This window comes from Komagataeibacter xylinus (assembly GCF_004302915.1).
Classification (GTDB): domain Bacteria; phylum Pseudomonadota; class Alphaproteobacteria; order Acetobacterales; family Acetobacteraceae; genus Komagataeibacter; species Komagataeibacter xylinus_C.
The window spans coordinates 1-13,248 of the sequence record NZ_QQBI01000018.1 but is presented as its reverse complement, the minus strand read 5'-3'; the positions used below and the strand labels follow the sequence as shown (position 1 = coordinate 13,248).

Sequence of the window (13,248 nt, the reverse complement as noted above, 5' to 3'; positions counted from 1 at the left end):
GCGCTGTCAAAAAAGACACGGCCGGTTTCAGGGCAGGGGCGCGCCGCTTGTGGCCAGCCGCCATGTGGCGTGGCGGGTGAGCACCGTGCGGGTGAGGGGGGCGATATCCAGCCGCGCCATCATGGCGCCATCACCCCCAAGGGCCGCGATGGCAAGGGCGCGGACGGTCGTGGCATCGGCCAGCGCCAGCAGGCGGGCTGGCGTTGCGGGCAGGGCGGCCAGCCATGTGGCCACGCGGCGCAGCAGCGAATCGCGGCTTTCACCCCCCGGTGGGGCAAAGCTGGCATCCCCGACCCAGCGGGCCAGATCGGCAGGAGGCAGGGCCTTGAGCGAAAGCCCGTGCCACGCCCCCATATCGGCAGCATTCAGGGCGGGCACGGCTTCGCCCGCATCGGTCCCGATGATTCTGCTCAGGGCGGGTGGCACAAAAAGGCGGTCGGCTGGTGGCAGCGCGCCCATGAAGCCTGCGGGCAGGATGGGAATGGCATCGCGCGGGGGCATGACGCCCCGGCGCAAGCCATCGGGCGCGGGCAGGGCGATGCAGGTCAGTGTCTGGTGCATGATGCCCTGCGTGGCCTGAAAGGGTGGGGCGAGCAATGGATGATTGACCTTGCCGGTCGATTTTGGAACCATGGCGACTGATCCGGTTACACGGCAAGGGCATTGCATGCCGCCCTGTCATGCCATACTGCTCCGGGTCGAGCATGATCCATGGAGTTTTTCAGCATGAGCCAAGACACATCCGTCCTGTCCGCCAATATTGCCGCCCCGCCGGTTGCCATCCCGGTGCGCGACCTGCTGCCGTGGGGTGTGTTCGGGCTGGTTCTGGCCTCGCTGCTGATCTACTTCGTTGGCGCGGAGCAGGGGGCGACTTCGCTCATTTCCGGGCATTACGTGCATGAATTCGTGCATGATGGCCGCCATCTGCTTGGCTTCCCCTGCCACTAAGGGGCGCGGGGCTCCTGCCCCGCATGGCCTGACATGAAGAACGGCATGCGCCCCTCGCGCCTGCCGTTTTTTATTGCCTGCTTCAAAAGCAGAAGTTTTTGGTGAAGCTTTTTTCAAAAAGCTTCAAGGAACGCCGCCTTTTTGAAAAATTAAGGCGGCACCCAAAAACTTTTGTTATTTTCAATCAGTCAAGGTGGACGACCGTCCGCCCCCTTATATGCCCCGCCAACAGGCGCGGTGCGATGTCGGGCACCTCGGCCAGGGCTGCGTCATGCAGCATGCTGTCCAGCCGGGTGGGGTCGATGTCACGCGCCAGCCGTGCCCAGGCTGTCATGCGGCGCGGGCGGGGGCACATCACGCTGTCGATTCCCTGCAGGCGCACATTGCGCAGGATGAAGGGAGCCACCGTCAGTGGCAGCGCTATGCCCCCGGCCAGCCCGCAGGCCGCCACCGTGCCGCCATGCATGATCGAGGCGCACATCGTGGCCAGCACCGCGCCCCCGGCCACGTCAATCCCGCCCGCCCAGCGCGCCTTTTCCAGCGGTTTGCCGGTGGGGGCCAGCGCCTCGCGCGGCAGCACTTCGGCCGCACCCAGGCTGATCAGATACGCCTGGAGCTGTGCGCGCCCGGTCACCGCCACCACCTGATAGCCCAGTTGCGCCAGCAGCATCACGGCCATGCCGCCCACGCCGCCGCCCGCGCCACTCACGATGATGGGGCCGGAGGCAGGCGTCAGCCCGCCATCCTCCAGCGCCATGACGCACAGCATGGCCGTAAAGCCCGCCGTGCCAATGCCCATCACCTGCCGCCCCGACAGGCCCGCAGGGTGCGGCAGCAGCCACCGCCCCGGCAGGCGGGCCATGCCAGCCAGGCCGCCCCAATGCTTTTCCCCCAGGCCCCAGCCAGTGGCCAGCACCTGATCGCCGGGGCGGAAGACCGGGTCATCGGAATGGAGGACGCGGCCTGCAAGGTCGATGCCCGGAATCATGGGAAAATGCCGCACCACCGGCGCCCCGCGCGTGATGGCCAGCGCATCCTTATAGTTCAGGCTCGACTGCGCGACTTCAACCGTCACATCGCCCTGCGGCAGGCTTGTGGGGTCGACCTGTTCCAGCCGGGTGGTGGTCGCGCCATCGGCCTGGCGGATCATGAGGGCCTCGAACATGCGAACGGGTTTCCTTGCAGGTGGTGAAAACAGGGGGCGTGCTGTGGTCTTCATGCTCCATTTTAGGTGTTTCTTCCTATTTACAGCCGTGTGATTTCGCATGAACGTGATGGGCGGGCTGCAATAAACACCTGATCTGGAAACGAATTTTAACAAAAGCAGACCACGCCTGAAAGGCGGCCGGAGGCACCGCGCCCATGCTGCGGCCTGCGGCATGAAAATGCGCAGGGCAGGTGTGAGATCGCCCCGCTACCTGTCCCTGTTGCGCTGTGGTGTGCTGCTTTTTCAGCCAGCATTGCACAGGCAGGAGGCATGCATGTCCAACAGTACCGTTTCTTCCTTTTCCGCCCAGTCCTCCATGAACGCGCTGTGGCAGGCCCGTTATGGCACGAAGCCGCCTGAAAAACCGCTGCCCGAAAGCCCGGTGGCGCGCAGCCTCATGGCGCATCGCTCCGTGCGGCATTTCAGCCCCGCCCCCCTGCCCGAAGGCGTGGTGGAAGCCGCCATTGCCGCAGCCCAGTCGGCCTCGAGTTCATGCAACCTGCAGGCGTGGAGCGTGATTGCCGTGCGCGACCCGGCGCGGCGCGCCCGGCTGGCCAGGATTGCGGGCGAGCAGGCGTTCATTGCGCAGGCGCCGCTGTTCCTCGTGTGGGTGGTGGACCTGTCGCGCCTTGAGCATGTGGGCCACGCGCAGGGCCACGCACTGCCGGGGCTGGACTGCCTCGATACATTTCTGGGCGGCGTGGTGGATACGGCGCTGGCGGGGCAGAATGCGGCGGCGACGTTTGAATCCTACGGGTTGGGAATCGTGTACGTGGGCGCCGTGCGCAACCAGCCCGAGGCCATTGCTGCCGAACTCGGCCTGCCGCCCCAAACATTCGCGCTGTTTGGCATGAGCGTAGGCTACCCTGACCGCGCGCAGCCCACCTCCATCAAGCCGCGCCTGCCGCAGGCCCTGGTGCTGCATGAGGAACGCTACAACCCCGCCACTGCCACCGATGACGCCAGCATCAGCGCCTATGACGCCCTTCTCGCGGCCAGCCGCGCGGGCGCGCGGAGCTGGAGCGGGAGCGTGGTGGCGCGGCTGGGTGATGTGGCGGCACTCCATGGCCGCGAGCGCCTGCCCGCTGCCCTGCACGCCTTGGGTTTTGTGCTGGGCAAGGCGTAAAAGCAGGGGTCATGCGCACAGGGCGGGGTTGACCGGCGCAATGTTCTGGTGAACTTCTGGTGCGGCTGCCCGCAGCTTGTCGCGGGCAGGGGCGCGCTCCGTATGGCGCGCCAGCGCCATGATGAAAGAGAAATAACGGCTATGGACAGCGCCACTTCCCTTCCCTTCACGCTTTCACCCACCGCAACGCCGGTCTCACCCGAGCGACGGGCGGAAATTCTGGCCAATCCCGGTTTCGGGCGTGTCTTTACCGACAACATGGTCGTGATCCGCTACCAGGAAGGCAAGGGGTGGCACGATGCCCGCGTACAGCCTTATGCGCCGTTCACCATCGACCCGGCGGCGGCCGTGCTGCACTACGCGCAGGAAATATTCGAGGGCATGAAAGCCTACCGCACGGCGGAAGGGGGCATCACCCTGTTCCGCCCGCAGGCCAATGCCGCGCGCTTCCGCAAATCGGCGGCACGCCTCGCCATGGCCGAACTGCCCGAAGACGTGTTTGTCGAGGCCGTGCGCCAGCTTGTGCGCATGGACCATGCCTGGGTGCCGTCCAGGCCCGATGAGAGCCTGTACATCCGCCCCTACATGATTGCGAGCGAGACGTTCCTTGGCGTCAAGCCCGCGTCGGAATACCTGTTCATGGTCATTGCCTCGCCCGTGGGGGCCTATTTCGGGGCGGAAGCGGTGAGCGTGTGGGTGTCCGATTTCTGTCGCGCCGCCCCCGGCGGCACGGGCGAGGCCAAGTGCGGCGGCAACTACGCCGCAAGCCTGCTGGCCCAGCAGGAGGCCAAGGGCCATGGCTGTGCGCAGGTGCTGTTCCTTGATGCAGTGGAGCGCCGCTGGATCGAGGAAATGGGCGGCATGAACGTGTTCTTCGTGTTTGATGACGGCTCGGTTGCCACCCCGCCGCTGACCGGCACCATCCTGCGCGGCATCACCCGCGATTCGTTGCTGACGCTGGCGCGTGAGATGGGCCTGACCGTGCGCGAGGAGCCCTATGCCATCGACCAGCTTTATGCCGATGCCGCCTCGGGCCGCCTGAAGGAAGTGTTCGCCTGCGGCACGGCGGCGGTGGTCTCGCCCATCGGGCGCTTTCGTGGCCATAAGGGCGAGGCGGTGATTGGCGATGGCGCGGGCATCGGTCCGGTGACGGCAAAGCTGCGCAATGCCCTGATCGGCATCCAGCGCGGCACGGCGCCTGACACCCATGACTGGGTGGAAAAGGTCATCTGACATGAGCAAAAGTTTTTGGTGAAGCTTTTTTCAAAAAGCTTCAAAGAACGCCGCCTTTTTAAAAAAGCGGCGCCCGAAAACTTTTATTTCTGCTGAATGTCCGGGTCCGGTCATTGGCATTAAATGGACGGGTTATGCCATAAGGCATGGCCCGTTTTTCGAATGACCCACAGGCGGCAGAAGGGCTGGAGGCCACGGCACGATGGATGCAAACCGACTTAATGTGACAGGCCAGTGGGAGGGGCAGTTCAGCTATCCCCATGCGCTGCCGCCGGAGTCGTTTTCCGCATCGCTGTTTGAGGCAGGGGCCATGCTGGGCGGCACGGTCACGGAACGCGCGCCATCGGCGCAGGCGTGTTTCATTGCCACCGTGCAGGGCCAGCGCCATGGCGTGACCGTGCGCTTTACCAAAACCTATGACGGCAGCGGGAACCGCCAGCATCCGGTGCTCTATACCGGCCTGCTCAATGCCGATGGCACCGAAATTGAAGGGGAGTGGCGGATTGCCGGGTCATGGTCGGGGGCATTTCGCATGTCGCGCGGCAAGGGCAATGCAACCGCCGTGCGGCGTGAGGCCGCAGTGCTGGCTGACTGATCCCTGTGCTGTTGATCGTTCCCGATCCAGGCAGGAAATCTCAAAAATGATCTATGAAGGCCCGCGTGACATGACGGATCAGGAGATCGAGGTGGTCCTGTGGGAACCTATTACCCCATGCGCAAGACGAGTTACAGGATCAGGGAAAGTCTGGCCCTGGAAAAGGCGTTCCATAAGACAATGAATAAACAGATACCTTATGCCGAAGGCACTGTACAGGACTGCATTGAAGAGCTGGAACATTGCCTGAAAATTTTTGGCAAGAAATGATCCGGGTTCGTGGTGAATATTTTTCAAGCAGACAATACCCGGCACCCTGTTTCATGACAGGCAACAGATTGATCCCGGCCATAAGGATTTCCGCATTCTGTATTCTGTTTCTGTCTGCCGCCTGCACGGGTCATGCGAGACCGAAAGCCGTGCCGGCTGACACGACATGGTCACGCGGGCCGGGCACGGCGCAACTGGCCGGTTATGCCTACCGGCAGGTCTTCAGGCATGCCAGCGTGCCAAACGGGCATGGGGGGCTGATCCGGTACAGTACGGGCAAGGGCGCGCTGCTCACCTGTGCGGGGCATGACGTGCTGCTCATGCCGCAGGGCGCCCCGTTTGACCATGCGGTGGACACTATGTTCCGCTACAATACCCTGACGGATACAGCCCTCGCGCCTGCCGATGTGGCACAGGACGTGCGCCATCAGGCCTGCGGGGAAGATGGGCGTTTCACGTTTGGCAACCTGCCCGTCGGGTTATGGTATGTCGTGACCATGATCGGCAGCGATCCCGGTGATGTGGCGGTCAGCGCGGTCCGCACGCAGGCGGGCCAGGCCGTTCATGTTACCTTGCAGCATCGCTGGAACTGGCCACCTTCGTGGCGGCATCCGCCCACCCTGTGGTAAAATACGGATAAAGGCTTCGAAGGGTGCCCCCTTTATTGAAAAAAGGCGGCACCCGAAAACGCCTGCCTTATTCCGCAGGCGTCGCAGCCTCATCCACCGGCACATAGAGCCGGTTGCCGTGGCTGCGGAACTCCTCCTTTTTCTGTTCCAGCCCGGCCATGCGCTCGGCATTGGCCTTGAGGTCGTGGCTGATGCGCATGGAGCAGAATTTGGGGCCGCACATCGAGCAGAAATGCGCGTTCTTGTGCGCCTCGCGCGGCAGGGTCTCGTCATGGTACGAACATGCCGTATCGGGGTCGAGCGAGAGCTTGAACTGGTCATTCCAGCGGAAGTCGAATCGCGCGCGGCTGATGGCGTCATCGCGGATCTGCGCCGCCGGGTGCCCCTTGGCCAGATCGGCGGCATGGGCTGCGATGCGGTATGTCACAACCCCAACCTTCACGTCATTGCGGTCGGGCAGGCCGAGATGTTCCTTGGGTGTGACGTAACACAGCATGGCGGTGCCGAACCACCCGATCATGGCGGCACCGATGCCCGATGTAATGTGGTCGTAGCCCGGTGCGATATCGGTGGTGAGCGGGCCAAGCGTGTAGAAGGGGGCCTCGCCGCATTCGCGCAGCTGCTTTTCCACGTTGACCTTGATCTTGTGCATGGGCACGTGGCCCGGTCCCTCGATCATGACCTGGCAGCCTTTGGCCCAGGCGATCCTGGTCAGTTCGCCCAGCGTTTCGAGTTCGGCGAACTGGGCGGCGTCATTCGCATCGGCAATCGAGCCGGGGCGCAGGCCGTCACCGAGCGAGAACGAGACATCATAACGGCGCATGATGTCGCAGATTTCCTCGAAATGCTCGTACAGGAAGCTCTCGCGGTGATGGTGCAGGCACCACCCGGCCATGATCGACCCGCCGCGCGAGACGATGCCGGTCACGCGGTTGACGGTCAGCGGTACATGCTGCAACCGCACGCCCGCATGGATGGTGAAGTAATCCACGCCCTGCTCGGCCTGCTCGATCAGCGTGTCGCGGAAGATCTCCCATGTCAGGTCCTCGGGCACGCCGCCCACCTTTTCCAGCGCCTGATAGAGCGGCACCGTGCCGATGGGCACCGGCGCGTTGCGCAGGATCCAGTCGCGGATGTTGTGGATGTTGCGGCCTGTCGAGAGGTCCATCACCGTGTCGGCGCCCCAGCGGATGGACCAGACCATTTTCTCCACTTCCTCCGCGACCGATGAGGTCACGGCGGAATTGCCGATATTGGCGTTGACCTTCACCAGGAAGTTGCGCCCGATCACCATCGGCTCAAGCTCGGGGTGGTTGATGTTGGCGGGCAGGATGGCGCGGCCCGCAGCAATTTCGGAGCGCACGAATTCAGGGGTGACGAAGGCGGGAATGTCAGCGCCAAAATCCTCGCCATTGGCGCGGCGCTCTTCGGCGCCCTCGGCCATGGTGGTGCGGCCAAGGTTCTCGCGGTGGGCGGCGTAGATCATCTCCTGCGTGATGATGCCTGCGCGTGCGAACTCGTATTGCGTGACCATCTGGCCCGGACGCCCCTCATGCACCACATGCGGCGCGGGGCAGGCGGGGACCAGATTCTCGCCCTTGGCAAAGCCGTTATCTTCCGGCCGCACGGCGCGCGGCCTGACCGCAGGCAGGCCACGGGTTACGATCCACGGCGCGCGCACGGGCTTGAGCCCCTGGCGCACGTCGATGTGGGCATTGGTGTCGGTATAGGGGCCAGAGGTGTCATACACGCGCACCGGCGGCTCGTTGGCGCTGGGTTCGAGTGCGATTTCACGGAACGGCACGCGGATATCCGCATGCCCCTCGGGCGATGACCAGACCTTGACGGACCCCATGATGGGGCCGGTGGTGACATGGTCGGGAGATGAAGGCGAAGCGGCGGTCGTCATGGCAGTGCTCCTCGCATCCTCTCTCCGACAGGGGGTGTGGAGAGAAAATCGGGGATGCCACGCCTCATGCGGGCGGCCGCGTGCCGGGGGCAGGCGGCGTGTTGCCGATTGTCCGCACCAGTCCCTCCGCCGGTATGAGCCGGATCAGGTTCCCCGGAACGCACAATGCGCCCGGAAGGGTCTCCGCGCGCAGGGTTGCCCCTGCCAGCGGTCTCTCAGCCCCTTGCCGGGACTCCCCTTGGTCCGGTCAGGATCATCAATCGCGCCTGTCTTGTCAATCATGCAGGCGGGGTGCGGGGTGCAGGACCTGAAAAAGAATTCGTGTGCCGATTTGCCAGCCGCCCCGTTGTGGTAGAGTACTGGCGAACATCATTTTTGCGGGGAAGCGATACAGGATGGCAGCAAGCACGATTTCCAGCCGGATTGCACAGGGTAGCGGGCGCGCGGTGGCCGATACCGTCATCCGCAATGTGCGCCTGTTCGATCTGGTGACGGGGGAACTGCTGCCAACCGATATCGCCATCTGTGGCGACACGATTGTCGGCACGCTGGACCATTACGAGGGCACGAACGTGATCGAGGGCCATGGCCGCATTGCCGTGCCCGGCTTCATCGACACGCACCTGCATGTCGAATCCTCGCTCATCACGCCCTTCGAGTTCGATCGCTGCGTGCTGCCCCATGGCGTGACCACCGCCATATGCGACCCGCACGAGATGGCCAACGTGCTCGGCCGCCCGGCGCTGGATTACTTTACCGAGGCCGCCCTGCGCACGGTGATGGACCTGCGGGTCAACCTGTCGAGCTGCGTGCCGTCCACCCACCTTGAAACCTCGGGCGCTACGCTGGGGGCCGCCGACCTGCTGGCCTATCGCGACCACCCCAAGGTGATTGGCCTGGCCGAGTTCATGAACATCCCCGGCGTGCTCAATGGCGACCCGGTCTGCATGGAAAAGCTGGAAGCCTTTGCCGGTGGCCATATCGACGGCCATGCCCCGCTGCTGCGCGGGCGCAAACTCAATGGCTACCTGAGTGCGGGCATCACCACCGATCACGAGGCCACCACGGCTGAAGAGGCGCTGGAAAAAGTGCGCAAGGGCATGATGGTGCTGATCCGCGAAGGCTCGGTGTGCAAGGACCTGCGTGCGCTGGTGCCGCTGCTCAACCCGGTTACGTCACCGTTCTTCGCCTTCTGCACCGATGACCGCAATCCGCTGGAAATCGCGCATGAAGGCCATCTGGACTACCTGATCCGCCTGGCCATCTCGCTGGGTGTCGAGCCGCTGGCAGCCTATCGCAGCGCCTCGCTCAGTGCAGCCAATGCCTTTGGCCTGCGTGACCGGGGCATGATCGCGCCGGGCAGGCGTGCCGATATCGTGCTGCTTGATGACCTGCGGGAATGCGTTGTGTCGGATGTGATCAGCGCAGGCCGCCTGGTGGATGACGCGCTGTTCGCCGCCCGTGAGGTCATCGCCCCCGTGGGGCTGGAGAGCATCAGCCTGCCCGCCCCGGTCAGCGCTACGGATATGGAAATAAAGGGCAGCGGCACGCAGCGCCCCGTGATCGGCCTGCTGCCCGGCCAGATCATCACACCCTTCCTGCATGCCGACCTGCCTGTTGTGGATGGCATCGTGCAGCCCGACCCGGCGCAGGATATCGCGCGCATCTGCGTGGTGGCGCGGCATGGGCATAACGACAATATCGGCCGGGGCTTCGTGAAAGGCTTCGGGCTGTCTGGCGGGGCGCTGGCCTCATCGGTGGGGCATGACAGCCATAATATATGTGTGGTGGGCATGAACGATGCCGACATGGCGCTGGCGGTCAACCACCTGGAAAAGACCGGCGGCGGCTTTGTGGTGGTGCGTGATGGCAAGGTGGTGGCCGACATGCCGCTGCCCGTGGCGGGGCTGATGAGCGATGCGCCGTTCGAGACCGTGCGCGACCAGCTCGAGGTGCTGCGTGCCGCCGCCCGCGCGCTGGGCTGCCAGCTTGATGAGCCGTTTCTCCAGCTTGCCTTCCTGCCGCTGCCGGTGATCCCGCACCTCAAGATCACGGATTTCGGCATGGTCGATGTCAACCGGATGGAACTGGTCTGATCCGGTCAGGCAGGAAGTGCCCATGATCCCGCCACAGGAGGCCCCCACGCGGGAGGCCACGGCCACCCTGCGTGCCTACCGGGCGGACTGGGTGCATTTTACGCAATGGTGCGCGGAGCATGCGCTTTCCCCCATTCCCGCAGCGCCTGAGGGGGTGGCCGCCTACCTGCGCAGCCTTGGTGCGTTTGCCCCCGCCACCATCCGCCGCCGCCTTGCCGCCATTGGCAAGATGCACCGTTTCAACGGGCTGGCGTGGGATGTCACGCATCCGCTCATCCGCGCGGCACTGGCCGAGATGCTGGAGCAGGCCCGCCGCCCCGCGCCACCCCCCGCCGTGGTCACGCCCGCCATGCTGCGCGCCATGTCCGAACGCTGCACCGACGGCATTCGTGGCCTGCGCGACCGCTGCCTGCTGCTGTTCGGCTTCGCGGGTGCGCTGCGCCGTTCGGAACTGGTGGGCCTGCAGGTGGAAGATGTGCGCCTCACCCCCAAGGCGGTCATGCTGACGGTGCGCGACGGCCATGAGGCCCCCACCATCGCCCTGCCCGTGGCGCAGGAGCGTGACCTGTGCCCTGCAATGGCCTTTACGGCATGGCAGCAGGTGGCACACCGGCAGACCGGGCCGCTGTTCCGCGCCATTTCCAAGGGTGAGCGCGTGGGCGGGCGGGCGCTGACGCCCTATGCCGTGACCCGCATCCTGCAACGCCGGGCGCTGATGGCCGAGGTGCCACCCGCCACCGTGGCCCGGCTCAGCGCCCATGCGCTGCGGGCGGGGTTTATTGTCGAGGCGCTGCGCCATGGCATGGACGCCGCGGCCCTGGGCCAGCGCACCCGCTACCGTGATCCGCGCGCCCTGCGTCCCTATGCGGAACTGCTGGCCCATGACTGAAACCCTGCGCCTGCCCTGGGCCGACCTGCCACCCACCACCTTGTGCGAGGGGGAAGGTCCATCCGCCCCGGCCCGCCGCCCGCCCGCGCGCCGGGGGCGGCGACCGCTTTCCGCCTGGCCCGCGCCCGCAGGGCCGCTGCCGTGGCAGGGCTGGCACCTGCTGGTGCATGGCCCTGACGCGGGCATGGCGGCCTTTGCCACCGAGGCCGCCGGGCCGGGACTGATTCCATGGCCGTTCGATGCGGAGCGGGTGGAAGAAGACATGTTCGCGCTGGCCATCGGGGCCAACAGGCCCGGTCAGGACCGGGGCGGCCTGTCGGTGGAAGGGTGCCGCATCCTTGCCCGCCAGTTCCGCGCGGCGGCGGAGGCGCGTCATGCCCGTCTCGCCCTGCGGCCTGATGGCGCCTGCCCGCTGGACTTTAACCGCCTGGTGCCCGTGCCGGACCGCATCCTGCACCTGGGCGCGACCCACCCCGATGCCCGCGCCTGGCTCATGGCCAACTGGGGCGTGCTGGAAGCGCCCGCCCGGATGGCGCTGGTGCCGGGGCGCAGGGCGGGCCGGCGGCTGCCGCGCGGGCATCGGGCGGTGGTGTATGGCTTCTTCACCCGTGGCGGCACGCCAGCACCCGTGGTGCGCCGGATGGAGGAGCATTACCCCCTGCTGACCTTCCGCCTGACGTCGCGGCCTTTGACATGAGCGGCCAGCCCGACCTGTTCGACCCCGCGCGGCCCGGCCTTGAGCCGGTCATCATGCTGGATGCGTACCAGGGTGATCTCACGCATCTGGTGCAGCTGGCCCATGCGCGTGAAATCGACCTGACCCGGCTTGATATCGTGGCCCTGATCGACCAGCTGGCCGAGGCTGCGCGGGCGCATGCCGCCCTGCCGCTGGGCATGAAGGCGCAGTGGGCGGTCATGGCATCGGGCCTGCTGCTGCTGCGCTCGCGCCTGCTGCTGCCTGCCGATGATCCGCGCCAGCAGCAGGCGGAACAGGAGGCGCATGACCTGCGCGCGCGCCTGATCGCGGCCGAGCAGGCGGGGCAGCTGGCCGGATGGCTTGCCGCGCGCGCGCAGCTCGGGCGCGATGTCCATGCCTTTGGCGGCGCACAGCCCGCCCTTTGTCACGAATCGGCTGCATGGGAAGTCGACCGGATCGAATTCCTGTGGGGCTGCCTTGCGGTGTTTGATGGCAACTGGGGCGCCATGCCGGAGCAGACGCCCTTCTATGCCCCGGTGCAGCTTGACCTGTTCTCGGTCGAGGAGGCGCGGGTACGGGTGCGCGCCTGCCTGGCGCATGCCCGCAAACCCGTGCCGCTGGACCGCATGCTGCCCGATTCCGTTCGGCGGGGGGCGGAGGAGGGCGCGCGGGGCACGGGGCTGCGGCGTTCGGCGTGGAGCAGCACGTTCACCGCTTGCCTCGAAATGGTCAAGCAGGGCGAGGCGCTGGCCTACCAGCCCGGCCCCGATACGCTCCCCCGTTTTGGCAACGTGGAGCGCGACGGCGCGGCCTGAACCGTTTTTGGCAAGAAACCAAGGCGGTGGCGGCATGAATGTTGCCGCCTGTATTGCTGGCGCGGCCCCATTCATATCGAATAAGTAATATGCTGGCGGCGTGGCTGGCCCGCAGGGACGTGAGCCGATTTTTCTCTTATTTTTTTAACACTTTGCTTGACTGAATTTTTTTTTTGATCAAGCTGGAACAAACGGTTTTTTGTCTGGCTGCCATGCGGAAGGAGCACAGCTTCATGGAGGCTTTCTGCCATGGAAAAAGTGACCTGCCGGGCAGCAGGGTCACATAAAGATATTTCATATAAGATCAGGGTTGATTTCGAGATGTTAATAATGTTTATGGATAAAACGTGATGAATGAATGGCTTGGCTTGTCAGGGCAGGATGCATCCAGTGTCCGTGCATTGGCGTATGGACTGCCGGAGGCTACGACTGTCATGCTTTTCCGTTCCGCCGGGAAAGAGGATTATCGTGCTTCAGGGTCAAGCCGGGGAGAACAAGGCGGATCGCATCAGTCGTTTCGTAGAAATCTGGTCATACTCCCGTAGTCAAATTGGTGAAATCAGAACATCCAGAACAAATTCTGTAATAATCCTTCCTAAAAACTATGCCGTTCTGAGTGAGGTATGGGTATGACGTATGCGGAACAGAGTGATAACACACTACAAAAGGTAATCGTTTTTGCCCTCGTCCTGGCATTCGAGGGGCTGCTGGTGCTCGCGCTTCTGTTCGGGCTCAGCTCGCCGCCAGATGCGCCCCAGGAGCCGCCCAAGCCGCCGGTCGAGGTGCACATGATCAAGGAGCCACCGCCACCTCCGCCGCCACCGCCGCCACCCC

Annotated in this window: 14 protein-coding genes; 10 read left to right on the top strand and 4 right to left on the bottom strand. The window is 64.8% G+C overall.

The window, feature by feature from the left end; all coding sequences use genetic code 11:
* Positions 1-27 precede the first annotated feature (27 nt).
* On the bottom strand, positions 28-633 hold the full coding sequence (locus DV027_RS10905; RefSeq protein WP_242621852.1) for a histidine phosphatase family protein: 606 nt from the start codon (positions 631-633) through the stop codon (positions 28-30).
* A gap of 93 nt (positions 634-726) precedes the next feature.
* On the opposite strand from DV027_RS10905, the gene DV027_RS10900 reads away from it, so the two are divergent.
* Complete coding sequence (locus DV027_RS10900; protein ID WP_061275445.1) at positions 727-948, top strand: CbtB domain-containing protein; 222 nt, start codon at positions 727-729, stop codon at positions 946-948.
* A gap of 184 nt (positions 949-1,132) precedes the next feature.
* Here DV027_RS10900 and acuI read toward each other — a convergent pair whose 3' ends face one another.
* On the bottom strand, positions 1,133-2,113 hold the full coding sequence (gene acuI, locus DV027_RS10895; protein WP_130731829.1) for an acrylyl-CoA reductase (NADPH): 981 nt from the start codon (positions 2,111-2,113) through the stop codon (positions 1,133-1,135).
* A gap of 316 nt (positions 2,114-2,429) precedes the next feature.
* Here acuI and DV027_RS10890 point away from each other — a divergent pair, with 316 nt between their 5' ends.
* From DV027_RS10890 to DV027_RS10875, 5 genes are all read left to right on the top strand, one after another.
* A complete protein-coding gene (locus tag DV027_RS10890; protein ID WP_130731828.1) occupies positions 2,430-3,281 on the top strand; it encodes a nitroreductase family protein in 852 nt (283 codons plus the stop codon).
* A gap of 141 nt (positions 3,282-3,422) precedes the next feature.
* Positions 3,423-4,514 carry a branched-chain amino acid aminotransferase gene (locus tag DV027_RS10885; protein ID WP_130731827.1) on the top strand — a complete coding sequence of 364 codons (1,092 nt, stop codon included), beginning with the start codon at positions 3,423-3,425 and terminating at the stop codon, positions 4,512-4,514.
* A 202-nt stretch (positions 4,515-4,716) separates the two neighbouring features.
* Positions 4,717-5,109, top strand: coding sequence for a hypothetical protein (locus DV027_RS10880; RefSeq protein ID WP_130731826.1), 393 nt, complete (start codon positions 4,717-4,719; stop codon positions 5,107-5,109).
* A 117-nt stretch (positions 5,110-5,226) separates the two neighbouring features.
* Entirely contained in the window at positions 5,227-5,379 is a 153-nt protein-coding gene (locus tag DV027_RS17570; RefSeq protein WP_165399174.1) for a hypothetical protein, read from the top strand.
* Between the two features lie 149 nt (positions 5,380-5,528).
* Positions 5,529-6,008 (top strand): hypothetical protein, encoded by a 480-nt coding sequence (locus DV027_RS10875; protein WP_130731825.1) that lies wholly within the window; start codon positions 5,529-5,531, stop codon positions 6,006-6,008.
* A gap of 67 nt (positions 6,009-6,075) precedes the next feature.
* Here the strand turns inward: DV027_RS10875 and thiC are convergent, their stop codons facing one another.
* On the bottom strand, positions 6,076-7,917 hold the full coding sequence (gene thiC / locus DV027_RS10870; RefSeq protein WP_130731824.1) for a phosphomethylpyrimidine synthase ThiC: 1,842 nt from the start codon (positions 7,915-7,917) through the stop codon (positions 6,076-6,078).
* A gap of 395 nt (positions 7,918-8,312) precedes the next feature.
* On the opposite strand from thiC, the gene ade reads away from it, so the two are divergent.
* The 4 genes from ade to DV027_RS10850 are packed head-to-tail and all read left to right on the top strand — an operon-like array spanning position 8,313 to position 12,414.
* Positions 8,313-10,013: an adenine deaminase gene (gene ade / locus DV027_RS10865; RefSeq protein ID WP_130731823.1), complete on the top strand. Its 1,701-nt coding sequence runs from the start codon at positions 8,313-8,315 to the stop codon at positions 10,011-10,013.
* 22 nt (positions 10,014-10,035) lie between these two features.
* Positions 10,036-10,902: a tyrosine-type recombinase/integrase gene (locus tag DV027_RS10860; protein WP_130731822.1), complete on the top strand. Its 867-nt coding sequence runs from the start codon at positions 10,036-10,038 to the stop codon at positions 10,900-10,902.
* Positions 10,895-11,599, top strand: a complete 705-nt coding sequence (locus DV027_RS10855; protein WP_130731821.1) for a hypothetical protein — start codon at positions 10,895-10,897, stop codon at positions 11,597-11,599. Before DV027_RS10860 ends, DV027_RS10855 begins: the two co-directional genes overlap by 8 nt.
* Entirely contained in the window at positions 11,596-12,414 is an 819-nt protein-coding gene (locus DV027_RS10850; protein ID WP_130731820.1) for a segregation/condensation protein A, read from the top strand. Before DV027_RS10855 ends, DV027_RS10850 begins: the two co-directional genes overlap by 4 nt.
* A 71-nt stretch (positions 12,415-12,485) precedes the next feature.
* Here the strand turns inward: DV027_RS10850 and DV027_RS10845 are convergent, their stop codons facing one another.
* The gene (locus DV027_RS10845; RefSeq protein ID WP_130731819.1) at positions 12,486-12,665 is read right to left on the bottom strand and encodes a hypothetical protein; all 180 of its coding nucleotides are present in this window, start codon (positions 12,663-12,665) and stop codon (positions 12,486-12,488) included.
* Positions 12,666-13,248 lie beyond the last annotated feature (583 nt).

Coding starts and splice junctions, on each gene's coding strand:
- DV027_RS10890 (WP_130731828.1), top strand. CDS start 2,430: ATGTCCAACAGTACCGTTTCTTCCTTTTCCGCCCAGTCCTCCATGAAC.
- DV027_RS10900 (WP_061275445.1), top strand. CDS start 727: ATGAGCCAAGACACATCCGTCCTGTCCGCCAATATTGCCGCCCCGCCG.
- DV027_RS10850 (WP_130731820.1), top strand. CDS start 11,596: ATGAGCGGCCAGCCCGACCTGTTCGACCCCGCGCGGCCCGGCCTTGAG.
- DV027_RS10885 (WP_130731827.1), top strand. CDS start 3,423: ATGGACAGCGCCACTTCCCTTCCCTTCACGCTTTCACCCACCGCAACG.
- DV027_RS10860 (WP_130731822.1), top strand. CDS start 10,036: ATGATCCCGCCACAGGAGGCCCCCACGCGGGAGGCCACGGCCACCCTG.
- DV027_RS10880 (WP_130731826.1), top strand. CDS start 4,717: ATGGATGCAAACCGACTTAATGTGACAGGCCAGTGGGAGGGGCAGTTC.
- DV027_RS17570 (WP_165399174.1), top strand. CDS start 5,227: ATGCGCAAGACGAGTTACAGGATCAGGGAAAGTCTGGCCCTGGAAAAG.
- thiC (WP_130731824.1), bottom strand. CDS start 7,917: ATGACGACCGCCGCTTCGCCTTCATCTCCCGACCATGTCACCACCGGC.
- DV027_RS10905 (WP_242621852.1), bottom strand. CDS start 633: ATGGTTCCAAAATCGACCGGCAAGGTCAATCATCCATTGCTCGCCCCA.
- DV027_RS10855 (WP_130731821.1), top strand. CDS start 10,895: ATGACTGAAACCCTGCGCCTGCCCTGGGCCGACCTGCCACCCACCACC.
- acuI (WP_130731829.1), bottom strand. CDS start 2,113: ATGTTCGAGGCCCTCATGATCCGCCAGGCCGATGGCGCGACCACCACC.
- ade (WP_130731823.1), top strand. CDS start 8,313: ATGGCAGCAAGCACGATTTCCAGCCGGATTGCACAGGGTAGCGGGCGC.
- DV027_RS10845 (WP_130731819.1), bottom strand. CDS start 12,665: ATGGCAGAAAGCCTCCATGAAGCTGTGCTCCTTCCGCATGGCAGCCAG.